The organism is Arthrobacter sp. CAN_A2 (assembly GCF_015752045.1).
Classification (GTDB): domain Bacteria; phylum Actinomycetota; class Actinomycetes; order Actinomycetales; family Micrococcaceae; genus Arthrobacter_D.
On the sequence record NZ_JADOUS010000002.1, the window covers coordinates 260,491 to 287,375 of the forward strand.

Here is a 26,885-nt window from a genome sequence, read left to right on the forward strand (position 1 = left end):
TACTCGAGTTTTACCCACAAAACTACTGTGCAACTACCTAAAATCGCTTGGGAAACTACTTGTCAGTGCGAGTAGCTCCCTGACCGTCGCGGCGCCCGCTCAGGAGTTGCCGTCGAACAGGCTGGTGACCGAGCCGTCGTCGAACACCTCGCGGATGGCCCGCGCGATCAGCGGGGCGATCGACAGCACGGTCAGCTGCGGGAACCGCTTCTCCGAGGGAATGGGCAGCGTGTTGGTGACCACGACCTCGCGGGCACCGGACTCTGCCAGGCGACGCGACGCCGGCTCCGAGAATACCGCATGCGTGGCCGCGATGATGACGTCCTTGGCGCCGGCGTTCTTGAGCACCTGGACCGCCCCGGAGATGGTGCCGCCGGTGTCGATCATGTCGTCGATCAGCACGCAGGTGCGGCCCTCCACCTGGCCCACGACCTGCTTGGAGACGGCCTGGTTGGGGACGGTCAGGTCCCGGCTCTTGTGCACGAAGGCGAGGGGGGCGCCCCCCAGGCGCTCCGCCCACTGCTCGGCCACGCGGACCCGGCCGGTGTCCGGCGAGACGACGGTGACGTTGTCGGCGTCGACCCTCGAACGGATGTAGTCCGCCAGCAGCGGGATGGCCATCAGGTGGTCCACGGGGCCGTCGAAGAAGCCCTGGATCTGGGAGGTGTGGAGGTCCACGGACATGAGCCTGTTGGCTCCGGCCGTCTTGTAGAGGTCCGCGACGAGGCGGGCGGAGATGGGCTCGCGACCCCGGCCCTTCTTGTCCTGGCGGGCGTAGGGGTAGAACGGCGAAACCACGGTGATGCGCTTGGCCGAGGCCCGCTTCAGCGAGTCGATCATGATGAGCTGTTCCATCAGCCAGTTGTTCAGGGGGGCCGGGTGCGCCTGGATCACGAAGACGTCCGTGCCGCGGACGCTCTCCCCCGACCGCACGTAGATCTCGCCGTTGGCGAAGTCGTAGGCCGAGACCGGCAGCAGCTCGGTACCCAGCCAGGAGGCGATCTCCTCCGCCAGCTCCGGGTGCGCGCGCCCCGAGGCCAGGACCAGCTTCTTCTCGCCGTGTGCGGTGATCTCGCTCATGCCTGGGTGCTCTTCTCTTCGGTGGGGGTGCTCGTGGGGGAGTCGGTGGAGGGGGTGCCCGCGGCAGCGGTGGCGGATGCTGAGCCGGAACGCTTCTGGGCCACCCAGCCGTCGATGTTCCGCTGGGCCGCGTCGGTCACGGCGAGCGCGCCCGCCGGGACGTCCTTCCGGACCACGGCGCCGGCTCCCGTGTAGGCGCCGTCGCCCATGCTCACCGGCGCGACGAAGACCGTGTTCGAGCTGGTGCGGACGTGGGAGCCGATGACCGTGCGGTGCTTGTCCACGCCGTCGTAGTTGGCGGTGATGTTGCCGCAGCCGATGTTGGTGTACTCGCCGATCTCGGCGTCGCCCGCGTACCCGAGGTGGGACAGCTTGGAGCCGCGGCCGACGGTCACGTTCTTCGTCTCGTAGAACGCGCCGATCTTGCCGTCCTCGCCGAGGACCGTGCCCGGGCGCAGGTAGGTGAAGGGGCCCACGCTGGCGCCGGCGCCGATGCGCGCGCCGCTGCCGTGCGTGCGGACCACGTGCGCACCCTCGCCGATGACGACGTCGGTGAGCGTGGTGTCCGGGCCGACGACGGCGTCGCGCGCCACGACGGTCCCACCGTGGAGCTGCGTGCCGGGCAGGATGGTGACGTCCTCCTCGAGGACCACTGTGGCGTCGATCCAGGTGGTGGCCGGGTCCACGACCGTGACTCCCGCGAGCATCCACTGCTCGACGACGCGGCGGTTGAGTTCGACGCCCAGCGCGGCGAGCTGGACGCGGTCGTTGGCACCCTCGACCTGCCAGCGGTCCGCCTGCACGACGGCGGCGACGCGCCCGCCGTCGGCCCGGGCGATGGCCAGGACGTCCGTGAGGTACATCTCGCCCTGCGCGTTGGAGGCATCGACCTGCGTCAGGGCCCGCCGCAGGACGGCGGCGTCGAAGGCGTAGATGCCGGAGTTGACCTCGCGGATGGCACGCTGTTCGGGCGAGGCGTCCTTGTGCTCGACGATCGCGAGGACGGTGCCGTCCTCCTCGTGGCGCTGGATGCGCCCGTACCCGGTAGGGTCCTCGAGGACCGCGGTGAGGACGGAGACGGCATTGCCCTCGCCGTGGTGGACCGTCACGAGCCGGCGCAGGGTCTCAGGGGTGAGCAGCGGGACGTCGCCGTAGGTGACGACCACGGTGCCGCTCACCGGGTTCCCGGTGCGTGCGTCGAGGCCCTCGAGCGCCACCTGGACGGCGCGTCCGGTCCCCGGCATCTCGTCCTGGTCGATCAGGACGGCGGCCGGATCCACGCTGCCGATGTGTTCGGCCACGCGGTCCCGTTCGTGGCGGACGACGACGGCCAGCTCCCGCGGCTCGAGGGCACGTGCGGCCCGCAGCGCGTGGCCGATCATGGAGACCCCGCCGATCCGGTGCAGGATCTTGGGGGTCCGCGACTTCATGCGGGTGCCCGCGCCGGCGGCGAGGACGATGACGGCTGCCGGGACGTCGGGGTCCCCTAGGTGCGTGGTTTCGTCCTGGTTGCTCACGAAGAAGCGCTCCTACCTGTAGGTGACCGGCGTGTGCGGCGGACTGGCCGATCCGGCCAGCGCCTCCCCCGTTCCGCCCATAGGATTCGAACCTATACTCCACAGCTCCAAAGGCTGGGGTGCTGCCATTACACCAGGGCGGACCGCGACGTGCTCCGGTGGGCCGGAGCATGTGCGCACGGTTATCTAGTTTGCCATGCCTGCAGGACTTTGCCACGACGGGTCCCGCGCCGGGCGGGGCTGTCGCCGGACGACCATTGAAGCCCCCGCGCGGCGGGGCTAGATTACGACCATGCGTCCTCCCCGGCCAGAGATGTCCAACGCCGTCCCGCCTCCCGTGCTCAGGGAGGCGACTCCTCCCCCGCTGGTCCGGTACGTGGGCGCACTGTGGCTCATGGGCGGCGTCCTCGGCGTGGCGGCGCTCGTCGTCGCCTACCTCGACCGCGACACGCACCTGGCCGGTCTCCGGGAGACCGCCGCGAGCATCGACGGCGCAGCGGACGCCACGCGGCTGGACCAGGTCGCCTCGATCGCCCTCTGGGGAACGCTCGCCCTGTTCGCGCTGGTCGTGGTGGTCGAGGTGGTCGAGGTGCTCCTCGTCCGACCGTTGATGCGCGGCGTGGGCCGCGTGCGCTGGGCGCTCCTCGTGGCGCTCGTGCTCGATGCGGGTGCTGTCCTGCTGGTGTTCGCCTTCCTCGGTGACGGCTCCTCGGGGTTCCAGCCCACGCCCCATCTGGCGGGTGTCCAGCTGGCGGTCGCAACCCTCGCGTTCCTCCTGGGCCTGCTCCCCCCGGCCTCACGCTGGTTCAGGGACGTGCGCCCCCCGCGCTGACGGTCACGACTGCGGGTTCCGGCTCGCTCACAGGGGTGGCCGGACCTGCACGGACCACCAGTTCCTCGCAGGTGCGCACCACGATCTGGCACGCCTCCAGGGCCGCGCGGCTGGTCAGCGGATTCTCGGCCAGCACGCGCCACCGGTGCAGCCGCCCGAGCGCGGCGGACCGCACGTCCCCGGGGTCGGGGGTCGGGGGCAACCCGAGTCGGTCCGCAGCGGAGGTGCCCGAGCCTCCGACCAGGCGCTCGGCGTCGGCCACCGCGGGTGCGGGCAGCGGGACGCGGCCGGCGCGCAGCGCGGAGAGCAGTGTCAGTTCGTTCATCTCGTGGGCTGTGGCCGTGATCCTCTCCACTCCGGCGTGCAGCCGCGCGGCGGCCTCCCGTGGATGCGCGGCCAGGATCACCTCGAGCCCGGTCAGTGCCGTCCGCACCCGCAGGGCGGTGGCCCGCGCGTGGAACTGCCGCGTCATGAGCGTCATCAGCTGGTCGAGCCCGCTGCGCCGCGCCAGCTCGTGGGCCAGCGCCGTCGCACTGCCCGTCCCGCCGCGTACCAGGGCGGCCCCCAGCCGGAGCCCGAACAGCCCGAAACGGTCGAGCAGGCGCGCCGCGTCCTCCGTCGAGATGCCGAGGTCCGGGCTTCCGGCGACGAAGCGGTCCGCCGAGATGAGGGTTCGCTCCCGGCCGGTCCTGTCCAGTGCGGCCAGCGCCACGAACACCTGGTACTCCGCCTGCCGCAGGGTCCGCGCGCTCTGGGCGAGCAGTCCGGCCATGGGGAGCACGTCGAGCACCAGCGACCTGAGGGACGGATCGGCCCGGTAGCGGTCGGCGATGTGGGAGGCGGCGATGAGCGAATCGAGCCGCCCCGCGCCCACTTCGTCAGCCCGCGACAGGACGGCGAGCGCGTTCACCGTGCCCGAGCGGGCGGCACTCGTGTCGTGGAAGGCCTCGAGGAACAGCAGGTCCGAGGCGTGGAGGTGCCGCATCAGGTAGATGACGGCGTCCGCCTCGGACGGTGCGTCCTCCGGGGTGAGAAACCGGGTGCTGCGCTCGGAGACGTCAGTGGAGAGCGAGGCGATGCCCGGGGTGTCGATCAGGGTCATCGCGCGGAGGTTCTCGGCCGGCCAGTCGACCACGAGGCGCGCCACCTCCTCGGCCTGCTGTCCGCCGAGGTCGAACACCAGCCGCCCCTCCACCCTGGTGATGGGCAGCAGCCGCGGCTCGCCCTCCAGCGGGTGCAGGGTGATCCGGGGCGTCGCCGCGTACCGGTACCAGGTGATGATCCGCGTACATTCCCCGGTGTCGGTGGGGGCGATCTCCTCGCCGATGATCGCGTTGAGGAGGGTGGATTTGCCGGCCTTGACCATGCCGGCGACGGCGACACGCAGCGGTTCACGCAGGCGCCGTGCATACCCCTCGAGCTCGGCACGCACCGCCGGGTCGTCGTCGTAGACCCGGAGGGCGTCCGCGAGGAGCGCCTCGACGGCGCCGCTGTCCCTCACGGGTGAGCTCCCGCCGCCACGACCCCGGTGGGTGTGCCGTGGGGATGCGGGGACAGCGGGGACTGCGTGGGCCCCGGAAGGAGGCGCCCGGCCTGCGCGTGCAGGCGGTCGATCGCGGCGAGCTGGGCCTCCAGCTCCTTGATGCGCGCCTCGCGTTCCTGCCGGAACGTCGACGCCGTGCGCTGCGCCGCCGAGACGGAGTCCGCCAGGGAGCGGTGGTGCTCCTCGGCGAGGGCACCGAAGTGGTCGCGGATCTCGCGCTGGACGAGCCTCATCCGGTCCTTGAGCTGCTTGCCCACCTGGAACACGACGTCGTCCATCTGGCGCCGCACCAGGGTCTTCGCCTCGCCCTGGCGGCGCTTCAGCCGGGCGTCCTTGTCCTCGCGGTACGCCTTGCGTCCGAGCAGGAGCCCGGCACCGACCGAGAGCGGGTTGATGAGCGCCATGCCGATGATGCCGGTCAGCAGGCCGAACATCAGCACACCGCCGTAGGACCCCCGCATGCCGATCAGGACCTTGCCTGCCGCGCTCACGCGTCCCGGGTCGAGGAACGGCACCTCCTCCACGGGGGCGAGGACGCCGTCCGTGCTGGAGACCTCCAGCAGCGGCAGCGGGACCTCGTCGAGCGCGAACAGCTCGCCCACCTGCTCGGCGAGCCATTGCGAGCGCTCGTTCGTCCACACGAAGGTGTCGGACACGGCGGAGGCCACGCGCTGCTCGAGCCACTCCGCGAACTGGTCCCAGACGAGCCCGGGATCCCCGTCGTCGATGGCGGCTTCGGCCTCCCGCTGGATGGACCGGAGCCGATCGCGGAGATCATGCTCCATGTCGCTGATGAGATCGGAGGCGCCGTCGTTCAAGGTGGTCTGCCAGCGCGAGGACCGTTTCCGCTGCTGGTCCGCCCGCTCCTTGGCGTCCTCGAGCTCGGCGAGGAGGACGGGCACGCCCTCGGGGTTCCTGAGCGCCTGCAGTTCGGCGGTGACCGAGAGGCGCAGGTGGTCGGCAGTGGACAGGAGGTCCTGCGCCACGGACTTCCGGCGCAGGGATTGGGCCTTGCCCACCACCTCGTTGCGGAGGTAGCCGATCAGGTCCGGGAACCCCGACTCGCGGTTCAGCTCGACATCCTTGTTCTGCGCCGCGAAGAGGCGGAGGTCGGAGGACACCGGGATCAGCGGGGCGGCGATCCCCGCCTCCGTGAGGTGGCCACGATCGAGGTCCGCGACGGCGCGCCACTGCGGATACAGGTCCGTCTTGGACAGCACGCAGCCGACGTTCGGGACGATCCGGGTGGCCTGCTTGAGGAAACGCAGCTCCGGCTCGGTGTACTCCTGGGAGGCATCCGAGACGAGGATCATGGCATCGGCCGTGGGCAGGGCGGTGAGGGTGGTCAGGGCGTGGGCCGACTCGAGGCCGCCCACCCCCGGGGAATCGATGATCGAGAGCCCGTCGGCCAGCAGGCGTCGCGGGAGGCGGACCTCCGCCGAGGCGAGGCCCTGCCGGTTCGCCGGGTTCCCCCGTTCGGAGACGAAGCCGGCGATGTCCGCGAGGGCTATCTCGCGACGCTCGACTGCGTCCTGGCCCGGCCCGCCGTCCTTGCGGGGCATCAGCACCGCCGCACCGGCGGGGTCGCCGAAGCCCACCACGGTGGGCACGGAGGTGGCGATGTCGTCGTCGACGGGGCAGACCGGGGCGTTCACGAGCGCATTGATGAGCTTGCTCTTGCCCTGCTTGAACTCCCCCACCACGATCACGCGGATGTCCGGATTGGCCAGGCGGCCCAGCGTCTGCTCCAGCCGCTGGCGCAGGTCGGCGCGGTCGCCGGTGGCGACCAGCCCCAGTCCGCTCTTCACGAGCGGAATCAGATCATCCATGCGACGCTCCCCGGTGAGTTGTTCCATGAGACCACGGGCAAGCCCGACGGGGACAGGTCCCCGTCGGGCTTGCCTCGGCTGTCCTGCGATCAGAGCGCCGGATCCGCGACGACGATCACGGGCTCGAGCTCGACATCCACCTCGTTGTCGACGAAGAACGCCGAGTCGTCGATGGACATGGACTCATCCGTCGAGTTGTCGGTCGCGGTGAACGAGTCCTCGATCTCGACCTCGGTGTTGATCGAGCTGTCCGAGGTGAACGAATCCTCGATCTCCACGTCGGTGTTGGTCGAGCTGTCCGAGGTGAACGAATCCTCGATCTCCACGTCGGTGTTGACCGAGCTGTCGGTGGTCGTCGTCGAGTTGTCCGTCGTCGAGCTGTCCGACGTGAACGAGTCCGTGATGGCGACGTCGAGGTCGGTGTTGACGGAGTTGTCGGAGTTGTCGGTGGCGGTTGCGGTCGTCGAGCTGTCCGACGTGAACGAGTCGGTGACCTCCACGTCGATCGAGTTGTCGGAATTGTCAGAATTGTCGGAGTTGTCGGAGTTGTCCGAGTTGTCCGTATTCGTCGTCGAGCGGTCGGAGTTGTCCGAGTTGTCGTTGTAGGAGTCCTCGATCGAGTTGTCCGAGCTGTCGTTGTACGAATCCTCGATCGAATTGTCGGAGTTGTCCGAGTTGTCCGAGTTGTCGGAGTTGTCCGTGTTGCCGATGGCGACGGTTGCTCCGTCGTCGGCCTGGACGTTGGTGGAGTTGTCCTGCGAGTGGTCGTCGGAGTTGTCCACCGAGTTGTCGACCCTGACGTCGCCGTCCGCCGCGACCGACCGGTCGCCGGAGGCGATGAAGGCGTCGTTGTCGAACCACTGGGTGACGTCGCCGTCGGCCCAGATGTTCTGGTTCACGGACTGGTCGGTGATGGTGTCGCGGTCGTCCACGGACGAGGTGTACGAGTAGTTGTTGACGATGTGCATCAGCTGCTGGACCGCGTTGCCGTGGTCGCTGTCGTCGTCGTCGCGGCCCGGGGCACCGTCGTCACCGTCGCGGCCGTCGTCGCCGTCGCGACCGGGAGCGCCCGGGGCTCCGGGGGCGCCATCGCGGCCGGGGGCGCCCGGCATGGCGGCTCCTCCTCCGCCGCCGCCGCCCGGGGCGACGTCGCCGGAGGAGTTCCCGCCGGTGTCGTAGCTGCGATCGAACGAGCTGTCGTTGCGGCCACCGAAGCTGACCGGTGCGTAGTCGAGGACCACGGGCATGACGGCGTCGACGTCGTCACTGCACACGTCCCCGAGGCCGGCGCTCGCCAGGACGGCTTCGGGGTCGCTGATGAATTCGCTGGCCGCCTCCTGGTCGTTGAAGAGGTTCATCAGGAAGTCGAGGAGGTCTGAGGCGAGAGTAGTCATGAGATGTTCCTTCGGTGAGGTCGGATCCGCCGGCGACTCTGCCGGCTTGTGTCAAACGTAGGAGCGGGGGTGGGGGCGGGACATCGGTAGTTCCACCCCTGACCGCCGGGGGGCGTTAGGGGTTTCGCCGTCCCCGATGAGGGGTACCCAGGGGGCTGGGGACCCGGCCCGACGGCGGAGGCGCAGCGGCGGAGGTGTCCCCGGGGGTGGTCTCGAGCGACAGGCGGAGCCGTGCCAGCAGGTCGGAGCGCGACGACGCGCCGAAGCGGCGCCGGATACGTGCCACATGGTGCTCGACGGTCCGCGGGGAGATGAAGATCTCCTCGCTGATCTCGCGGTAGGTCCGACCCTGCAGCACCAGGTGCGCGATCTCCCGTTCACGGCCGCTGAGTGCCGGCTCTCCCGCCATCCGCACTGCAGCACCCCGCATCCCGGCACCCGCCCCGGACGTGGCGGGACCTCGCGTCCCGGCATCTGGCCTCCCGTATTGCGGGCCCGCCGTGACGCGCGGGCTCGCGACGGCGGCGACGCCTGGATCCGGGCCCGACGGCGGGGCAGGCGCCACCGGGGCAGTCCCGACGTCGGGACGCATGACCCGCTCACGCGCCGGCCGCAGGTCGCGGGCGCAGGAGAGCAGCCGTGTCATGTCCTGGCGGTCGTCCGCCCGCGCCGATGCGTGGCCTGCCAGGCGCGCACCGTCCCACGCGAACCCCGCCACCGCGAGGCCCTGCGCCGCCGCCTCCACGGCATCGGTGTCGAAGCGTCCGGCGAGTACGGAGACCCAGGCCTTGCCGGCGAGCGCGAAGGTGGCCGCCAGGGGGTAGGCGGAGGACTGATGGACCAGCGCCGCCGCGTGCGGGGCGAGCTCGCCGGGGCGTTCGAGCAGGAGGGCGGCCCTGGCAGCGGACCAGTGCAGCGGGACGGACCACAGCGGCGGGTCCCCGAGCTCCGAGAGCAGCGCCCACGCCTCGTCGAGGTGGGGCCTGAGTGCGTCGGAGTCGCGGAGCCGGGCGGCCGCGACAACCAGTTCGGTGAGCGGAAGCACCGTGAAGAGGTCCACGGAGACGTGCAGCAGCGCCTCGCGGGCGCGCTGCCAGGCCTGGACGAGTGCCGCGCTGTCCCCGGCCCGCCGGGCCAGTCCCACCTCGAGTGCCTGCAGCAGGAGATGGTCCCGCGGCGTGAGGTGCTGGTGCAGTCCGAGGGCTTCGTCGCAGAAGTCGCGTGCCAGGGCAGGCTGGTCCATGAGCATGGCCGCCCAGCCACCCAGGAAGCACAACCGGGGGCGCAGCACCCGGCCGCCCTGCCCGCTCGCGAGCGCCGCCTGGATGACGGTGAGTGCGGTCTGGTGGTTGCCGGCCAGGAGTCCGACGGTCGCAGCGAGGCACCCGGGCAGTTCCGGGGCCGGGGACACCCTCCCGGTCGCGTTCAGGGTGTCGGAGGCGCGGATGAGGACGGGCACGGCGCCGGAGGGGTCCTCGCCGAGGGAGTGCAGGGCGCCCTCCGCGAGCAGGAGGTGCGCGACGTCGACCAGCGACGGTGACGCCGCCGAGGCCCCGCCCGAGATCATCACCCGGGCGCCCGTCACATCGCCCGTGGCGAGCAGGGTCACCGCGCCGAGGGCCTCGACCCCGGCCGATCCTGCTCCCGCCGCCCAGCGGTGCACGTCGGCCGCGCGCGACATCATGCCCCGGTGGGCCCAGAGCGCGGAGGCGACCCGCACCGCCCGCGCGGTGTCGGGGAGCGTCGGCTGCGCATCGGTGCAGCCGTGCCCGAAGTAGGTGTCGAGGATGCGGGAGGCGGCGTCGAGGTCGCCCGCGCCGAGCGCGGCCTCGGCCCGGCGCGGAGCGGTGCCCACGGCATCCGCTCCGGCAGCGACCGCGCGCTCGAGCAGGTCGAGGGCCGCGGCGGGATCGGTGCCCAGGAGCGCGGTGCCCTCCTGGGCCAGCACCCCGGCGACGCGGTCGTCGACGAGGCCGTCCCCGGCGAGCCGGCGCGCGAGCGTGCCGAGGGGCAGCGATTCCGAGCAGTAGAGGTCCACGAGGGCGCGCTGCAACCGGCGCACCTGGTAGGGGTCGGCGTCGCGCAGCATGGACGCCCGGAGTTCGGGGGTCGGGCGTCCGTCCGGCCGTACGAGGCCCGCAGCCCGCGCCTCGGCGGCCAGCTGTTCGGCGGGCACACCCTCGCTGTACAGCAGCGGAGGGGCGAGGCCGGGGATGGAGAATCCGATGCACAGCGCGAGGACCACCTCGTAGGTCGCGGCGTCCAGGGGCCGACCGTGGAGCGAGGGCAGACCTGTCTCCACGTGGTGGGCGGTCACGGTCACGACTCCGAGGCGACGGACGACGGGGTGGCTGGTTCGCTGGGCGGCGGAGCGGTCGGCGCAGGAGGGTCGATCGTGATGGTGGGCTGCGGTTCCGGATCGGCGGGAGGCGGAGGAGGCTCGGTGGGCGCGGGGTCCGCCGGTGGCTGCGTGGGGTCGGGGGGCTGCGGGGTGGGGTCGGAGGGCGGCGGCGTGACGGGATCAGGGGCCGGCGGCGTTGTCTCGGGCGGTGTCACCGGCGTCACCGGGGGCGCCTCGATGACGGGAGGTGCCGGCGCGGGCGTCGGCGAGGGGACGGGTGACGGCGGCGTCGGGTCGACCGGGCCGGTTCCGGGTCTCGGCGCGGACGAGGGCGGCGTGCCGGTGGACGGTGGTGCGGGCTTCGTGCCGCCCGCCGGCTTCGGATCCTGTGCCGCGGCCTCCTCCGGGGTATCGCGTGCCGGATCCGTTCGTTTCGCGGCCTCCGAGGAGGCCCCGGCGCCTTTCTCCCCGGCCGCGCCCGACGGGGTGGCCTGCCCTGCGTCGACCGGCCCGGTGCCGACCTTCTCCTCCGCCGTGTCCAGGAAGGTCCCGCCGTCGACGTCCGGCTCCAGGAGCGGCCCTACCCCGTCGCCGTCCGGCTGTCCCGGGGCGGCGGTCCGGGCTCCGGCGTCCGCCGTGGGCGCGGTTCCTTCGGCTGCCTCTGCCCGCTGGTCGCCGGACCAGGCCGAGAGCGCCGCGAACGGGTTCGGGGAGCCCGTGGCGGACGCCGTCGCGATTCCCAGCAGCGCCACGGCGGCGGCGACGGCCCCGACCCGCACCCCCAGCCGCCTCGTCGGTGCCATGGCTGCCGGACCGGCAGCCACTGCGACGGCGCGCGGGGCCGGCCGCGCGAACCCGGCCGCGTTGGTGAGCGGGACGGGCGCGGCTCCCTGCGGCCCGCCGGTCCCCTCGCCCGCCGTCGCGGCAGGTTCCTGCCCGCCCGAAGCGTCGTCCAGGGCAGAGGTGGCGAAGGCAGCACCGAGGGCCACGGAGGCCTTGGGGTCCACGTCGATGGCCAGGGGGCGGTCGAATTCCTCGGACAGGAGCTGGGCGACCAGCGGGATGCGTGACGACCCGCCGATCAGCAGGATCGCGGTGAGCTCCTCGGCACGCACCCCGGCGCTCTCGAGGGCGGCGCGCAGGGTCGCGACCGTCTCGCCGAGGGCCGGCTCGATCATCGCCTCGAACTCCGACCGGACGAGGCGGACCTGCGCGTGGGTCCCGGGCAGCATCACGGACACGGTGGCCTCGGAGTCGGAGGAGAGAGCCTCCTTGGCCTCCGCGCATTCCTTCCGGAGGCGGGTCAGTGCGACGAGGACCTCCGGGGTGGGCTCCAGTCCTGCCAGAGGGACGCCCGTGCTCTCGAGGACGTGGTCGAAGATCTCCTGGTCGAAGTCCGCCCCGCCGAGCCGCTCGAGCCCCTGGGGGGTGCCGAGGACCGCGAACGTGTCGGCGTCGGTCTTCCGGAGCACCGTCGCGTCGAAGGTCCCGCCGCCCAGGTCGTAGACGGCGAGGGTACTGCCCGCGGACACCTGCTCCCGCGAGGCGTACGAGAGCGCTGCCGCCTCGGGCTCGGTCAGCAGGACGACGTCCCCGACGCCCGCCTCGGCCAGGGCCTGCCGCAGCAGGGAGGTGCGGTGCTCGCCCCAGCCCGCAGGGTGGGTGAGGGTGACGACGTCGGGGGCTCCGCCCTCCCGCTCGGTCGCGACACCCACCACCCAGCCGACGACCGCGGCGACGAGATGCTGCGGGAGGACCTGCGCCCCGCCGATCATGAGGGGGACGTCGTCGCCCATGCGCCGCTTGAACTCCCGGGACACGCAGTCGGGCTGCGCCGCTCCCCTGCGTTCCGCCGCCTCGCCGACCAGCCGGGTGCCGTCCGCGCCGAGGAACACGACGGTGGGGATGGCTGCCGACCGGCTGCCGAGGGAAAGGGTCTGCGGCGCGCCGGGACCCTCACCGTCCGTCCGGAGGATGGCTGCTGCCGTGAAACTGGTTCCTACGTCGATGCTGAGACCGTAACTCATAGCTTCCCCACGTCGTGCTCGTCCTTGACCACTCGGGCCCAGCTAACAGGACGCCACACGACGAAACGAGAGTAGCTCCACGCACCCGGTACTTGTCTTCCCGATGCGATTACTTGGCCTGCGGGAACCCCTCCGACACAAGGATCGGCAAGCATTTCCTCAGGTTCGACAGTTTCTTGCAAGGCCGGGGCAGGACCTGTAGGCGCACCCCGGGAGTGTCGCTAGCCTCTGGTGAACTGGCCCGCACCAGCGGGATGGTCTCTCCAGAAAGCAGCACATGCTCCCCTCCCCCAGCCTGCCCGCGTGCCGCCGGGTGGCAGCCGCCGTCGTCGCCGTCGTCGCCGTCTCCCTCATCGCCTCGCCCGCCTCCGCCGCTCCTCCCACCGTCCGCGCGGACGGGCAGGCGCTCGCAGGCACCGTCCGGGGCGACGGCGTGTTCCTCGCCTTCGTGGATGCGCCCGCCGGGTCGAAGGTCAAGTTCAAGGTCGACGGCACCTACCTCGGCCAGGACACCACCGCGCCCTACGCGTGGCCCGTGACCGTGGGGGCCGGAGCACATAGGCTCGAGGTCCGGTGGGAGTCGCCCACCGGCCGACAGGAGAGCACCGTGTCCTTCTCCGTGGGCGCTCCCCGAACCGTAGCCCCGGCGCCCAAGCCGGCGCCCAAGCCCGCGCCCGTTCCGAAGCCCGCGCCCAAGCCGGCCCCCAAACCTGCACCCAGGCCGGCGCCCGCCCCCACGCCCGTTCCTGCCCCCGCCCCCACGAACGTCGTGCAGGTCTCGACGGCGGCCGGGCTCAGGTCCGCCCTCGCCGAGGCGCGGCCCGGGCAGGTCATCGAACTGCGGGACGGCCGCTACATCGGGGCCTTCAAGGCGTCGGCCTCGGGCAGGGCGGCCTCCCCGATCACCCTGCGCGGCTCCCGGGACGCGGTGCTGTCCAGCGGGTCGACGTCCTCCGGCTACGGACTGCACGTCACGGGGTCGCACTGGCGCATCACGGGGATGTCCGTCGCCTCCTCGGCCAAGGGGATCGTGCTGGACGGCTCGAGGAACACGATCATCGACGGCGTGGACGTGGGCACGATCGGCGCCGAGGCGGTGCACTTCCGGTCCGGGAGCTCCGACGGCGCCATCCGCAACTCCTTCATCCACGACACCGGCCTCAGGCAGCCCGGTTACGGCGAGGGCATCTACCTGGGCAGCGCGACCAGCAACTGGGCCAAGGGCGTGCCCGACCGTTCCGACCGCATCGAGGTACGGGACAACCGCATCACGAACACCTCCGCCGAGGGCATCGATGTGAAGGAGGGGACCACGGGCGGCGTGATCACCGGCAACACCTTCACCAATGCGGGCGGCTCCGGCGCCAACTTCGCGGACTCCTGGGTGGACGTCAAGGGCAACGGCTACCGCATCGAGGGCAATACGGGCTTCGGGACCGGGCTCGACGCCTTCCAGGTGCACTCGGTCCTCGCCGGGTGGGGCACGGGAAACACCTTCGGGGGCAACACCGTGCAGGGCGGGGTCCCCGGGTACGAGGTCTGGGTGCAGTCGGCTGCCCTCGGGACGGTCATCGCGTGCAAGCCCAGCGGCGCCGACCGCGGCCTGAGCAACATCGCCTGCCGGTAGTCCCGGGGAGCGCACGAGGGGCCGGGTGGGAGTTCGTCCCACCCGGCCCCTCGCGTCATGGCTCCTAGCCGACGAGCGTCGGCGTCTCGTCGCGGATGTCCGAGGCCAGTGCGACCGTTCCGGCCTGGGCGGGACGGCCGAGCGCACGGTACTGCCAGCCCTTCGACGTGTAGTCGTTCGCGTCCAGGGCGTGGCGTCCGTCCACGATGCGGCGGTGGTTCACGAGGGCGCCGAGCTCGTCAGGGTCCGCGTTCCGGAACTCCGACCACTCCGTGAGGAGGGCGACGACGTCGGCCTGGTCCACGGCCTCGGCCATGGATCCCACGTAGTTGAGGTCGGGGTAGCGGCGGTGCGCGTTCTCGTTCGCCTCCGGGTCGTACACGCTGACGATCGCGCCTTCCAGGTACAGCAGGCGTGCGACGTCGAGCGCCGGGGCGTCACGGACGTCGTCGGAGTTGGGCTTGAACGCAGCCCCCAGCGCGGCGACCCGCACCCCGTCGAGGTTGCCGCCGGCCAGCTCGCGGATGAGATCCACGGTACGCACGCGACGTCGGTTGTTGATGGAGTCCACCTCACCGAGGAAGCTCACGGCCTGCCCGACGCCGAGCTCCTCCGCGCGGTACTTGAAGGCACGGATGTCCTTGGGGAGGCAGCCTCCGCCGAAGCCGAGGCCGGGCTTGAGGAACCGGCCGCCGATGCGGTCGTCGAGGCTGAGCGCCTTCGCGAGGTGGTTGACGTCGGCGCCGGTCGCCTCGCAGATCTCCGCCATGGCGTTGATGAACGAGATCTTCGTGGCGAGGAACGAGTTCGCGGCGACCTTCACCAGCTCGGAGGTCGCGAGGTCGGCGACGATCACCGGGGTGTCGAGGTCGAGGACGGGCTTGAAGACCCGGCGGAGCTGCTGCTCGGCCCACGCGGATTCGACGCCGAAGACGAGGCGGTCGGGGTACAGGGTGTCCTGCACGGCGAATCCCTCGCGGAGGAACTCGGGGTTCCAGGCGAGTTCCAGTTCCGCCCCGAGCGGGGAGATGGACTGCACCAGCTCGGTGATGCGCGCGGCGGTACCGATCGGGACGGTGGACTTGCCGACCAGCAGGGCCTTGCGGTCGATCCGCGTGGCCAGGGCCGTGAACGCGGACTCCACGTAGCGCAGGTCCGCGGCCGCGGAGTCGGCGGCCTGGGGCGTGCCGACGCAGACGAAGTGCACGTCGCCGAAGGCAGCGGCCTCGTCGAAGTCCGTGCTGAAGCGCAGACGACCGGAGGCGAGGGCCTCCTCGAGCTTCTCGGGCAGACCCGGCTCGAAGAAGGGCACCTTGCCGCCGGACAGCATGTCGATCTTGCGCTGGTCCACGTCGACGCCGAGGACGTCGAAGCCCATGATGGCCATGCACACGGCGTGGGTTGCTCCCAGGTAGCCGGTGCCGATGACGGTCACCCGCGGTGCCGGCTCGTGGTTCTCGGGGGAAAAGCTCATGGTCGGTCCTTATCTGAAGTGGGGGAGAACTGGGGTGGGGTGCGTGGTCGGAGGGTCAGCCGGAGGTGCAGGGTTCATTGGACAGGCCTTCTCCGGCGTCGGAGGCCGTGTTGCTGCATTCGACGACGTTGTCGCGCACGGGCTTCAGCGAGAAGCCGAGGCCGGGTCCGTTGACCTGGGCCACGTTGTCGCGGAAGACATTCTCTGTGCCCCAGCCGTCCACGATCTCGTGGGTCTGGAAGCCGTCCTGCGGCGAGTTGGCGCCGGTGTTCCCGTCGATCAGCCAGCCGCGGCCCTTCACATCCACCCAGGAGTCGGCCTCCACGATCGCGGAGCCGTCGAAGGTGTTGGCGCGCAGGACGCCGTCGGCGGTCCCCTCCTTGATGTCAACGTTCTCCGAGGTGGTCCCCGAGATGGTGTTCCCGGCGATCTCGTTGCGGTCGGAGCGGTCGGGTTCGCAGTTGCTGATGTCGCACCAGTTGCTCTCGGCCGTGCCGATGTAGACGCCCTCGCCGAACTTGGGCTTCCGGAGGCCGGTGTCGCTGATCGTGTTCCCGAGGACTCGGTTGTCCGTGCTGAACTTCCGCAGGTGGATGGCCTCGTCGCCGATGGTGGTGACGGTGAGGCCCGTGATCAGGGTGTCGGTGGTCTGGTCGACCATGACGCCCTTCTGGCCGTTGCGGACCGTGAAGCCCTGGAGCACCCAGTGGGCGGAGTCCTCCAGGTGGAGGATGTAGCCGTCGTCCGTGGTGCCGCCGTCGAGGATGCTCTCCGCGGAACCGCACAGCATGATGGGCTGCTCGGCCGTGCCGGTCGCCGAGGCCGCGAAGTTGCCGGTGTAGACGCCGGCGGCGAGGCCGATGACGTCCCCGGGCTTCGCGGCGTCGAGCGCGTTCTCCAGATCGGTCGCGTCGGCCACGCGCACCGTGGCTTCGGGGCACTCCGCCGGGGTCCCCACCGGCGCGGGCGCCGACGGGGAGTCCTGCGCGGCGTCCTGGCTGCTGCGGGGCGCGGACTCCCGGGGGTCCTGCGCCGCGCCGTCGCCGTCCGACCGGTTCAGGCCGACGACCACGACGACGGCGGCCACCCCGATCGCCACGACGGCGAGGATGAGCGCGAGGAGGCCTCCGCGGCGCGTCATCGGGCGTCCCGGAGGTCGTCGATGCGCACGATGCCGGCGCTCAGCGCCGTCAGCGGGATCCGCTCCTCGTAGGGGTTGCGGATGGTACGGACGCGCAGGTGCCGCTTGCGGGTGAACGCGGTGGCCACGAGGAGGGCCCCGAGCAGCAGCCAGATGAAGGTCAGCGGCTGGAAGACCGAGTTCATGACGCTCTGGACGGTGGGGGCGGGGTGCCAGTCCAGCAGGTCGTTCTCCTCGACCAGCGCCCCCGTGGAGGTCTCGTCCCAGATCGCGATGGTGCCGTTGCCGCTGACGTCGTTGCCCGTGACCCGGGTGTCGGGCACGCTGCCCACGAGGGTCACGCCGTGGCTCGAGATGGAGCTCAGGGTGTTGCCGGTGACTGTCGCGGACGCGTCGCGCACGTACACGCCGGTGTCGGTGCCGGAGATCGTGTTCCCGCGGATGTCGGCGCGTGCGCCGGTCTCGCGGACGGCGATGCCCTGCTGCCGCTGGTCGCGGATCTCGTTGTCGATGATGCTGACTCCTTCTGCTGCGTAGTTCACGACGATGCCGACCTCGTTGCCGCGGATGGTGTTGCCCGTGACGCGCAGGTTGTCCCCGCCGCTGAGTTCGATGCCGTACCGGCCGTTGTCCGCCACCGTGCTCCGGACCACGCGGTTGCTGCCGTAGGTGACGACGGCGGTCCCGACGGCGTTGGGGCCGTCCGCGAGCGGCTGGCCGTCGAGCGAGAGACCGTTGCGGCCGTTGCCGCTCGCGGTGACGCCCTGCAGTTCCACGCGGGCGCTGGAGCGTCCCACGGCGATGCCGTCCACCGCGTTGTCCGAGGATGTCGTCCCGGTGATGGTGGCGTCCGTGACGGAGCGGTGGAGGACCAGGCCGTCCACGAGGCTGCCGGTGATCGCGGTGTCGCGGATCGCGACGTCGCGGGCATTGGTGATGAAGAGGCCGAACGCGTTGTCCTTGACGGTCAGGTGGTCGATGCCCGCGGTGACGACGCTGTAGTCGAGTTCCGTCTGGTCGGCCAGTGACTGCAGGTCCGCCTCGGGCAGCAGGCGGGCGCCGGCCGGGGCCACGGGATCCGCGGCGGCCGGGGCGTCCTGGAACGTCCCGGGCGTGTCCGTGCCGGTCAGGGCGAGCCCGCCCGTGTTCCCGCTCCAGAAACCGAGCGAGGACACCGTGGCGTACGAGAACGAGGCGTGGCCGCCGATGGCGCGGACGTAGGCGCGTCCGTCCGAGGTGTCGGTGTCCGCTCCGGAGCCGTCCCAGCTCGTGACCGTGACGTCGGACTGCTCGGTGCCGGCCATGGCGAGCGAGCCGCCGAGGGCCACGATCGAGACGAAGGCATCCTCGTCGCTCTGCATGCGCACCGTCACGCCGTCGTCCCCGCTGAGGGACAGGGTGGCACCGGGCAGCACCACGATGTTCTCGGTCAGCAGGAACGTCGACGGCGCCCGCTGCGTGAACGTGTCCGGGGCGAGCCCGAGGAGGTCGGCCGTGGTGTACGGCTCGGTGCGGGCCGGGAGGACGAGCGTGTTCGTGGACCCGGTGTCGAGGCGGTACGGTCCCGCGAGCCCGTCGACGCGCCAGCGGGCGGCGGAGGCGATGGTCCGCACGTAGACGAGGCGTTCCTCCTCGCTCTTCACGATGCGGGCCTCGCTGCGCGGGTCCCCCGTGTACAGCTCGCCCTGGACGTTGCCGTTGGCGGCGATCTCGTTGCGTCCGACGGCGTCCGCCGCGGACTTCTCCCAGACGTTCCCCGCGGCGAGGAAGCCGGCGCCGGCGAGGGCGATGATCACGAGCGCGAGGAGGCCGAGGAGGATCGGTTTCCGGCCGCTCATGCGACGGCCTGCCGGGTGTCGGACGCGGTGTCGGCCCTGGACTCGAGGCTCACGGCGTCCTGGCCGTCGCCGCCGATCTGGTCCGCGTGCCGGGTCAGCCAGCCCTGCTTGTTCATGGTGGCGAAGGCGTAGAGCTTGATGGGCAGCGCCACGAGGATCACCGCGAAGGCGAGCACCGGCAGGATCAGGATGTCCCGCGGATGACGGCGCAGGTGGGAGACCCCGCGGATGCCGCGGCCCAGCAGCAGCCAGCACAGCGCGGCGGCGATGCCGAGCACGGTGAAGTCCAGCCGGTTGAAGATGAGGTAGAACATGGTCAGGCCCATGGTCACCGGGGTGAGCAGGATCTGCAGGACGGTGACCTTCGTGATGAAGGGCGTGCGCCAGAGCCAGCCGGTACCGATGGCCGTGAGGTAGCAGCGGTAGGAGTTGCGGCTCCACCGCACACGCTGCTTCACGAAGGCGCTGAAGCTCGCGGGGAACATCGACAGGGCGCGCGCCGTGGACTGGTGCACGGTCTTGTAGCCGGACGCCAGGACGAGCCAGGTGAGGCGGCCGTCGTCGCCCGAGATGCAGCGCTTGCCGAGGAAGTATTCGTTCTCGAGGTGCTCGAGGACCGGCAGGACCGCGGACCGGCGGTAGACCGCGGTGCGGCCGGAGATGCACGGCACGGCGCCGGCGGCACCCATCGCCGGGACGTAGTCGAGGTAGCGCAGGTTGACGAGCCAGTCGGCGACACGTCGCCAGACGCTCGTCTCCCGCATGTAGACGGTCTGGTGCGTCCCCACGGCGCCGACGAGCGGGTCGATGAAGGGCATCTGGACGTTCCGCAGGAGGTCGGGCTGCCACCAAGTGTCCGAGTCCGTGAGGACCAGCACGTCGTACTGTGCGAGGCGGATCCCGGCGCCGAGCGCGGACCGCTTGCCCACGTGGTGGAACAGGATCGGCTTGATCGTCGGGTCCTGGAGCGCCTCGATCCGGGCGTAGGCGTCGAGGTCCTTGACGTCGAGGACGATGATGATCTCGTCCGGGCCCTGGGCGCGCCAGGATTCGAGCGCGCTCATCAGGATCTCGGGGTCCTCGTGGAAGGACGGGACCACCACGGACGTCGTGGTGCGATGCTCGGTGACGATCGGCTTCGCCCGGTGCGACAGGATGAACCGGTACAGCCAGAGCGCCCAGACGATCGTGCCGGCGACGGCCACGGGGAAGTACGGCGAGACCTCGGCCCAGAAGGCGCTCGGATCCGCCCCGTCGAGGCCGGTGGTCCAGGCGGACCACCGGGAGCCGAGGATGGTCAGCCCGACGTCGAGGGGCGTGCTGGAAGTGGCGGCAGGAGGAAGAGGGTACAAAGGAGTCCTTGGGCAGGCTGGAGCGGCTGGGTGGATGCACATCAGCGGGCTTGGGTCGCCAGGCAGCCTTGCAGTCGGACTGCGGTGCGGCGGGCGGGGGGCGGTCGCTGACTGATCCTCAGCTACCTTCTGATTCGACCCTAGGGCAGGCGGCTCGAGGGCCGGATACTCGTCTATTTCCCGAAAACCACTTGTGACGGGACGCACGGCTACTCGGCTGCGAGGGGGACGACAGCCTGGCGGCAGGGTCGTCGCTCCGCCCTCCGTCGTCCGTTCCGGGAGGTTGTGCCGGCACGCCGAAAAGGGCCGGGCGCCCGTCCCGGCGCCACAGCCGGGCGGGGACGGGCGCACGGCCCTACGTGTTCCAGGGGAGCCGAGTGTTACCGGACGGCGACGGGGCGATGACGTGGCCGTTACGCGCCACTACTTGCTTTCTCGGCGGTCACCCACCCACCGCCCGCCGGGGGTCCTTGCCCGGAGTCCGACGATGTGGGGCACATCACCGCCGGAATATTCCAAAAGACCCTTGACGGGCTACTCGCCGAGGATCTCGGCGGTCTCCATCCACTGCACCTCGAGGTCTCCGATCTCCGTCTGCAGCTCCTGCAGCCGGGCATTCAGGCCCGCGATGTGCTCGAAGTCGGCGTCGGGCCGTGCACCGGCGTCGCTCATCTGCTTCTGCGTCTTGTCCTTCTGTGCGTCCACCTTGGTGATCTGCCGCTCGATGCGCGTCAGGTCCTTGCGGGCCTGTCGCAGCTCGGCTTCGGACGTGCTGCCGCCGGACCCGCCGCTGATGGCCGGGGAGGCGGCGCTCCCCGTGGCGGTGAGCGGCCCGGCGGCGTTCCGCAGCTCGAGGTACTGGTCCACGCCGCCGGGCAGGTCGCGGAGCTTCCCGTCGCCGAGCAGCGCCATCTGGGTGTCGGTGACGCGCTCGAGGAGGTAGCGGTCGTGGGAGACCACCACGAGCGTGCCCGGCCAGCCATCCAGGACGTCCTCGATGGCGGACAGGGTGTCGGTGTCGAGGTCGTTGGTCGGCTCGTCGAGCATCAGCACGTTGGGCTCCCCCACGAGCAGCCGGAGGAGCTGGAGTCGACGGCGCTCGCCGCCGGAGAGCTCGCTGACCCTCGTCCACTGCTTCTCGTTGGTGAAGCCGAGCTGCTCCACGAGCTGGCTCGCCGAGACCTCCTTGCCGCCGACGGCGAAGACGCGCTTCTCCGCCTCGATGACCTCGATGACGCGGCTGTCGCTGACGTCGTCGAGCTCCCTGACCTCCTGCGAGAGGACGGCGGTCTGGACCGTCTTGCCCCTCTTGAGCTTGCCCGCGGTGGGCTGGATCTCCCCGTTCAGCAGCCGCAGCAGCGTCGTCTTGCCGGAGCCGTTGACGCCCACGAGCCCGAGGCGCTGGCCGGGAGCGAGCCGCAGCGTGACCTTGTCGAACAGCGTCCGCTCGGTGCCCTCGCCGTCGTCGATCGTCAGGCTGACGTCCTCGAGGTCCAGGACGTCCTTGCCCAGCCGGGACATGGCCATCTTGCTGAGGGCCAGCGAGTCGCGGGGCTCGGGGACGTCGGCGATGAGCTCGTTCGCGGCCTCGATGCGGAACTTCGGCTTCGCGGTGCGCGCGGGGGCGCCGCGGCGCAGCCAGGCGAGTTCCTTCTTGACGAGCTGCACGCGCTTGGATTCGATGACGGATTCCATGCGGTCCCGCTCGGCGCGTGCGAGGACGTAGGCCGCGTAGCCGCCGTCGAAGTCGTCGACGACGGCGTCGTGGACCTCCCACGTGTGGTTGCAGACCTCGTCGAGGAACCAGCGGTCGTGGGTGACCACGAGCATGCCCCCCTCGGTGGGCCGCCAGCGCTGCTGGAGGTGCCGCGCCAGCCAGGCGACGCCCTCGACGTCGAGGTGGTTGGTGGGCTCGTCGAGCATGATGACGTCGTCGTCGGCGATGAGCAGCTTCGCGAGGGCTACGCGGCGCTTCTGCCCGCCGGAGAGGGAGGACACCTTCGCGTGCCAGTCCACCTCGGAGACGAGGCCGCCCATGACGTCGCGGATCTTCGGGTTGGACGCCCACTCGTGGTCCGCCTGGTCCCCGACGATCGCGCGGCCCACCTCGAGGTCGCCGTCGAGCACGTCCGACTGGTCGAGGTAGCCGACGGAGACGTCACGCCGCTTGGTCACCCGCCCGGAGTCCGGGCTGCTGCGCTGCGCGAGGAGCCGCATGAGGGTGGACTTGCCGTCACCGTTGCGGCCCACCACCCCGATGCGGTCGCCGGCCTCGAGGCCGAGGGACACGTTGTCCAGGATGGTACGGGTGACGAAGGCGACGCTGAGGCTTTCGGCGCCGAGAAGGTGTGCCAAGGAGATACTGCTTTCGGTTGGAACGGTGGTGCGCGGTCAGGCCGCGAATTCGGTGGCGATCCGGGCCCCGTGGGCGGGACCGTGGACGGTCATCGCCTGCAGCCCCTCGGTCCCGAGGAGCGTTGCCAGTTCGGCCGCGTGGCCGGAACTCCGGGCGAGGAAGGCGATGGTGGGACCCGATCCGGACACGATCCCGGCGAGCGCACCAGCGGCCTTACCCGTCTCAAGGATATCGCCCAGCACGGGGGCGAGCTCGATCGAGGCGCGCTGGAGGTCGTTGTGCAGCAGCGGGGCCAGCCCGGGGGCGTCGCCGGCCCGCATGGCGCCGAGGATCGCGGGATCGATGTCCGGCTGCGGGTCCGGGTCGATGCCCTCGCGCAGACGGATCCCGTCCAGCGTGCGGTACACCTCGGGCGTGGAGAGGCCGTAGTCGGAGGTCACGAGCACCCAGTGCAGGGGGGTCTTGGAGATGGCCGGGGTCAACTGGTCCCCGACCCCGAGCCCGACGGCGGTCCCGCCGACGAGCGCGAACGGCACGTCGGCGCCGAGGTCCACGGCGATCTTCGCCAGCTCGTCGCGCGAGAAACCACTGCCCCACAGGGCGTCGCAGGCGAGCAGGGCCGCTGCCGCGTCCGCCGAGCCGCCGCCCATGCCGCCGGCGATGGGCACGCGCTTGGTGATGTCCAGGTGTACCCCGGTGCGCCCGGGGCTGACCTCGGCGAGGAGTTCGGCAGCGCGCACCGCGAGGTTGGTGCGGTCCAGCGGGATGGACTCGGCGGGGAGGTTGAGGGTGCCCTGGCCGTTGACGGTGACGCTGATGCCGTCCCCGTCGGTCTCCGTGGCCGTGACCTCCTCGTACAGGGACACCGCGAGGAAGACGCTGGCGATCCCGTGGTAGCCGTCCTCCCGGGGCGGGCCCACCTTGAGGGAGACGTTGATCTTGCCCGGGGCCCTGACGCGCACGGACCGGGCGCCGGAGCGCATGTCGACTGTTCTGCCCGAGGCCATACCCACCAACCTAACGCACCCGTGTTCCACGGCTCGTCCGGCGGCTCGTCCGGCGGCTCGTCCTCCGACCCGCCGTCGGCGTCAGGATCTGCCGTGGCGAAGGTCTTCCCAGCGTCCCTTCAGCGTCCCTTCAGGGTCCGTGGCGGACACTTGTCCTACCGACGCCGACCGCATCGATGGCCGGTCAGGGCTCGGACGATGGCGGGGGGCCGCATGGACGGGAGAGGACGCAGACACCTCCGGGTGGCGGTGGAGGTCGGCGCGAAGATGGCCGTCGGCATCCTGCTCATGGTGACCGCCGCCGACGGCGGCAGCCTCACCGCACCGGCGACCACGGGGCCGGTGGCGGGGAGCGCCACCCGGTCGCCCCGCACAGCGTGCACCGATCCGATCAGCCACGGGCCCGGCCTGCAGGTGCCGGATCCCACCCGGACGGCGCTGCTGATCGGCGACTCGCAGTCCGGTGGCGCGGCCGGCGTCCCCGCCGACCGGACCTGGACGCAGGCCGGGCTGCGCGCCGCAGGATACGACGTCAGGTATCTCGGGACAGGCGGCACGGGGTTCGTGGCCACGAACCGCGGCGGCGCGATGAACTACCCCTCGGCGCTGACCCGGGGACAGTGGGTCCTCCCGTGCGCCGATCCGGCGCTCATCGTCATCGAGGGTGGCGGCAACGACGCCGCCCGGGGCGCGACCGACGCGCAGATCACCGCCGGTGCCGACACGGTCGTGGCCACGCTCAGCCGGACCTACCCGTCATCGAGGATCGTGATGATCGGGACCCTGGCACGAGGAGCTGCCCATGGCGGTGGGAGGCGGACGGCGGTGGACGGCGTCCTGGGCGCCTTCGCCGCGAGCCACCACCTCCCGTTCATCGGCGTGGGTGACTGGGTGACCCGTTATCGGGCAGGCGACCAGCTGGCGGACGGGGTGCATCTCACCCAGGCCGGCCATGACCATCTCGCCGGCGTGCTGGGAACCCGTCTGGACGACATGCAGCTCACCCAGCCCGACCTCGCCCGCGCTCGGCCGCACGGCGGGTGATCCTGCTCCCGGCGGCCATCGGAGCGGCAGGGCGCAGGAGCACCCCCGGACGGCGTCAGGGAAGGGGCGCGGCGCCCGAGGCGTCCGCACGGGCCTCCGCGATGCGCGCGAACGCCGTGATGTCGAGGACCTCGCCGCGCGCGGTCGGGTCCACCCCGGCCGCCCGGAGGGCCTGCTCGGCCAGGACCGGGCTGCCGGCCCAGCCCGCGAGCGCCGCGCGCAGCGTCTTGCGGCGCTGGGCGAAGGCGGCGTCGATGACGGCGAACACCTGCTCGCGCGTCGCCGTCGTCACGGGGGGTTCCCGGCGGGTGAAGCGGACGAGGCCCGAGGCGATCTTCGGTGCCGGCCAGAACACGTTCATGCCGATCACCCCGGCCTTGGCCATGCTCGAGTACCAGGCGGCCTTCACGGACGGGACGCCGTAGGTCTTCGACCCGGGAGGCGCGGCCAGCCGGTCCGCCACCTCGTCCTGCACCATGACGAGGCCGTGGCGGAGCGATGGGAAGCGCTCGAGCAGGTTCAGGACCACGGGCACCGCGACGTTGTAGGGCAGGTTGGCCACGAGCGAGGTGGGGTCATGCGGCAGCGTGGTCACGCGCAGGGCGTCCTCGAGGACGACGTCGAGGGACGCGGCGCGGTCGGGACGCCACCGGGCAACGGTGTCCGGCAGCTTGCCGGCGAGGACGGGGTCGATCTCGACGGCGACGACACGCTCCGCGGCGTCGAGCAGGCCCAGGGTCAGGGACCCGAGGCCGGGACCCACCTCGAGCACGGTCTCGGCGGGGCCGAGGTTCGCGGCGGCGACGATCCGACGGATGGTGTTGCCGTCGATCACGAAGTTCTGGCCGAGGGTCTTGGTGGGGCGGATGTCCACCTCGGCTGCCAGGCGGCGGATGTCCGCTGCTCCGAAGAGGGGTGCTGGCGGGCCTGCGGCGGGGGGCGTGGTCACCCTGCCATCGTATCGGTCCGGCCGTGCGGGATCAGGCGAGGGACGCGGCGGGTGCCGGAGCCGGCGACGCCTGGTGGAACCCCTGGTCTCAAGGGGGGCTCCGGGCGCCGCCGACCCGCTGGGCGGTCTCCCGGCTGGGAGGGGGACCACCGGTCTGCCGCCGACTTCCGGTCTCAGGAGAAGGGCGGCCGGGAAGGCATCGCCTGCGCCGGTGCGACGCGGCGGGCAGCTCTGCCTCTCCACGAACACTACGGAGGCGCTCGTGGCCGGACACGCGTGCCGACCACCCGAGTGGACCGGGCGGACACTCGGGTGCTGTCCACCGGCCACCCGTTTCCGGGCCCTCCGGTACGGGCCCGCCCGTACCGGTCAGTCCCAGCTGCCGTAGACGGCCTCGGTGTTGGCCGTCAGCCGTGCGCACAGGGCGTCGAGGTCGGCATCGAGGATCCCTGCCATGGCGCGCACGGTGTACGGCACGGCGTAGGAGGCGTTGGGCCGGCCGCGATACGGGTGCGGGGTCAGGAACGGGGCATCGGTCTCGGTCAGCACGAGCGCCGGATCGGCCACGAGGAGGGCCTCGCGCAGGTTCGCGGCGTTCTTGAAGGTCACGGTGCCCGCGAACGACATGTACCACCCGTGCTCGTTGCAGGTCCTCGCGAGGTCCGCGTCACCCGAGAAGCAGTGCAGCACCACGCGGTCCGGCGCGGTGTCGGAGAGCAGTGTCGCCACGACGTCGTCGTGCGCCTCGCGGTCGTGGATCTGCAGCGCCCTGCCCAGCCTGCGCGCGATGTCGATGTGGCTGCGGAAGGACGCCAGCTGGCTGTCCCGGCCGTCCTCGCCGGTCCGGAAATAGTCCAGGCCCGTCTCGCCGAGGGCGCGGATCCGCGGCCCGGCGGCGAGCTGCTCGATCTCCGAGAGCGCGTCGTCGAGCCTTCCCGCGGCGGCGAGCAGCGGGGCCTCGTTGGGATGCAGGGCGACCGCCCCGAGGAGCCGCGGATCCTGGTCGACGACGGCGGCCGTGAAGCGCGAGGACGCGAGGTCCGTGCCCACCTGGACCGCCCCCCGCACGCCTGCGGCCCCGGCGGCGTCGAGGGCCTCGCCGATCGACACCTCCACCGCCCCCTCCTTGAAGTCGAAGTGCGTGTGGTTGTCGATCACGGGCACCGGCAGCGGCTCCGGCAGCGGGAGGTAGGCACCCTTGCGGCGCCGTCGGGCGGCCGGACCATCCCCCGCCCCGTCGGCACTGGCACCGTCGGCACCGTCGGAGGTCCCGGCATCCTCCGGTTCGCGGTAGGCGTGCGGTGTCTCCCCCACCGCGTAGGGGTGACGGACGGTCAGGGCGCTGGTACACATGGTCCACAGCCTAGTTGTGGTGCGGAACTAATCGCCCGGGAAGCAAGTTGAGCTAGTAACCTGTTGAATCATTCAGCTCGGTCTGTCCTGCCCAGCGCCGGAACGGCCGCGGCCGTTCCCTGCGTGTCGAGCGATCCCGGCCCTCCGGTACCGTTCGGCGCGGCAGCCGCACGCATGGAGG

At 71.5% G+C, this 26,885-nt stretch carries 18 protein-coding genes and 1 tRNA gene; 3 read left to right on the forward strand and 16 right to left on the reverse strand.

Annotated features, from left to right (window positions below; all coding sequences use genetic code 11):
- Window positions 1-99: 99 nt before the first annotated feature.
- The 3 genes from IWX63_RS03390 to IWX63_RS03400 form a co-directional block, all read right to left on the reverse strand.
- A complete protein-coding gene (locus tag IWX63_RS03390) occupies window positions 100-1,080 on the reverse strand; it encodes a ribose-phosphate diphosphokinase (protein ID WP_104121083.1) in 981 nt (326 codons plus the stop codon).
- Window positions 1,077-2,597, reverse strand: coding sequence for a bifunctional UDP-N-acetylglucosamine diphosphorylase/glucosamine-1-phosphate N-acetyltransferase GlmU (gene glmU / locus IWX63_RS03395; RefSeq protein ID WP_334685592.1), 1,521 nt, complete (start codon window positions 2,595-2,597; stop codon window positions 1,077-1,079). The genes IWX63_RS03390 and glmU overlap by 4 nt, the downstream gene beginning before the upstream one ends.
- Window positions 2,598-2,668: 71 nt before the next feature.
- Window positions 2,669-2,740 (reverse strand) — tRNA-Gln (locus IWX63_RS03400).
- A gap of 149 nt (window positions 2,741-2,889) precedes the next feature.
- On the opposite strand from IWX63_RS03400, the gene IWX63_RS03405 reads away from it, so the two are divergent.
- Window positions 2,890-3,429: a hypothetical protein gene (locus IWX63_RS03405; RefSeq protein ID WP_199276729.1), complete on the forward strand. Its 540-nt coding sequence runs from the start codon at window positions 2,890-2,892 to the stop codon at window positions 3,427-3,429.
- On the opposite strand, the gene IWX63_RS03410 is transcribed toward IWX63_RS03405, so the two are convergent.
- The 5 genes from IWX63_RS03410 to IWX63_RS03430 all read right to left on the reverse strand — a co-directional run bounded on the left by IWX63_RS03410 (window position 3,404) and on the right by IWX63_RS03430 (window position 12,563).
- On the reverse strand, window positions 3,404-4,930 hold the full coding sequence (locus IWX63_RS03410) for a dynamin family protein (RefSeq protein WP_199276730.1): 1,527 nt from the start codon (window positions 4,928-4,930) through the stop codon (window positions 3,404-3,406). The genes IWX63_RS03405 and IWX63_RS03410 overlap by 26 nt on opposite strands.
- Window positions 4,927-6,801 carry a dynamin family protein gene (locus tag IWX63_RS03415; RefSeq protein WP_199276731.1) on the reverse strand — a complete coding sequence of 625 codons (1,875 nt, stop codon included), beginning with the start codon at window positions 6,799-6,801 and terminating at the stop codon, window positions 4,927-4,929. The genes IWX63_RS03410 and IWX63_RS03415 overlap by 4 nt, the downstream gene beginning before the upstream one ends.
- Window positions 6,802-6,890: 89 nt before the next feature.
- Window positions 6,891-8,195: an IniB N-terminal domain-containing protein gene (locus tag IWX63_RS03420; RefSeq protein WP_199276732.1), complete on the reverse strand. Its 1,305-nt coding sequence runs from the start codon at window positions 8,193-8,195 to the stop codon at window positions 6,891-6,893.
- Window positions 8,196-8,310: 115 nt separating this feature from the next.
- Window positions 8,311-10,518: a LuxR C-terminal-related transcriptional regulator gene (locus tag IWX63_RS16700; RefSeq protein ID WP_334685593.1), complete on the reverse strand. Its 2,208-nt coding sequence runs from the start codon at window positions 10,516-10,518 to the stop codon at window positions 8,311-8,313.
- On the reverse strand, window positions 10,515-12,563 hold the full coding sequence (locus IWX63_RS03430) for an Hsp70 family protein (RefSeq protein WP_199276733.1): 2,049 nt from the start codon (window positions 12,561-12,563) through the stop codon (window positions 10,515-10,517). The genes IWX63_RS16700 and IWX63_RS03430 overlap by 4 nt, the downstream gene beginning before the upstream one ends.
- A gap of 277 nt (window positions 12,564-12,840) precedes the next feature.
- Between IWX63_RS03430 and IWX63_RS03435 the strand changes: the two genes are divergently transcribed.
- Window positions 12,841-14,190 carry a right-handed parallel beta-helix repeat-containing protein gene (locus IWX63_RS03435; RefSeq protein ID WP_199276734.1) on the forward strand — a complete coding sequence of 450 codons (1,350 nt, stop codon included), beginning with the start codon at window positions 12,841-12,843 and terminating at the stop codon, window positions 14,188-14,190.
- 64 nt (window positions 14,191-14,254) lie between these two features.
- On the opposite strand, the gene IWX63_RS03440 is transcribed toward IWX63_RS03435, so the two are convergent.
- The 6 genes from IWX63_RS03440 to IWX63_RS03465 form a co-directional block, all read right to left on the reverse strand.
- Entirely contained in the window at window positions 14,255-15,664 is a 1,410-nt protein-coding gene (locus tag IWX63_RS03440) for a UDP-glucose dehydrogenase family protein (RefSeq protein ID WP_199276735.1), read from the reverse strand.
- Between the two features lie 55 nt (window positions 15,665-15,719).
- A complete protein-coding gene (locus IWX63_RS03445; RefSeq protein WP_199276736.1) occupies window positions 15,720-16,805 on the reverse strand; it encodes a NosD domain-containing protein in 1,086 nt (361 codons plus the stop codon).
- Window positions 16,802-18,643 carry a right-handed parallel beta-helix repeat-containing protein gene (locus IWX63_RS03450; RefSeq protein WP_199276737.1) on the reverse strand — a complete coding sequence of 614 codons (1,842 nt, stop codon included), beginning with the start codon at window positions 18,641-18,643 and terminating at the stop codon, window positions 16,802-16,804. Before IWX63_RS03450 ends, IWX63_RS03445 begins: the two co-directional genes overlap by 4 nt.
- A complete protein-coding gene (locus IWX63_RS03455) occupies window positions 18,640-19,995 on the reverse strand; it encodes a glycosyltransferase (protein WP_334685594.1) in 1,356 nt (451 codons plus the stop codon). The genes IWX63_RS03450 and IWX63_RS03455 overlap by 4 nt, the downstream gene beginning before the upstream one ends.
- Before the next feature lie 534 nt (window positions 19,996-20,529).
- On the reverse strand, window positions 20,530-22,350 hold the full coding sequence (locus IWX63_RS03460) for an ABC-F family ATP-binding cassette domain-containing protein (RefSeq protein ID WP_199276739.1): 1,821 nt from the start codon (window positions 22,348-22,350) through the stop codon (window positions 20,530-20,532).
- A 36-nt stretch (window positions 22,351-22,386) separates the two neighbouring features.
- Entirely contained in the window at window positions 22,387-23,334 is a 948-nt protein-coding gene (locus IWX63_RS03465) for a 4-(cytidine 5'-diphospho)-2-C-methyl-D-erythritol kinase (protein WP_334685595.1), read from the reverse strand.
- Window positions 23,335-23,601: 267 nt separating this feature from the next.
- On the opposite strand from IWX63_RS03465, the gene IWX63_RS03470 reads away from it, so the two are divergent.
- Entirely contained in the window at window positions 23,602-24,402 is an 801-nt protein-coding gene (locus IWX63_RS03470; RefSeq protein ID WP_334685596.1) for an SGNH/GDSL hydrolase family protein, read from the forward strand.
- Window positions 24,403-24,457: 55 nt separating this feature from the next.
- Here IWX63_RS03470 and rsmA read toward each other — a convergent pair whose 3' ends face one another.
- Both rsmA and IWX63_RS03480 read right to left on the reverse strand, forming a co-directional pair.
- Entirely contained in the window at window positions 24,458-25,351 is an 894-nt protein-coding gene (rsmA, locus tag IWX63_RS03475) for a 16S rRNA (adenine(1518)-N(6)/adenine(1519)-N(6))-dimethyltransferase RsmA (RefSeq protein WP_199276742.1), read from the reverse strand.
- A gap of 369 nt (window positions 25,352-25,720) precedes the next feature.
- Entirely contained in the window at window positions 25,721-26,704 is a 984-nt protein-coding gene (locus IWX63_RS03480; RefSeq protein WP_199276743.1) for a TatD family hydrolase, read from the reverse strand.
- Between the last annotated feature and the right edge of the window lie 181 nt (window positions 26,705-26,885).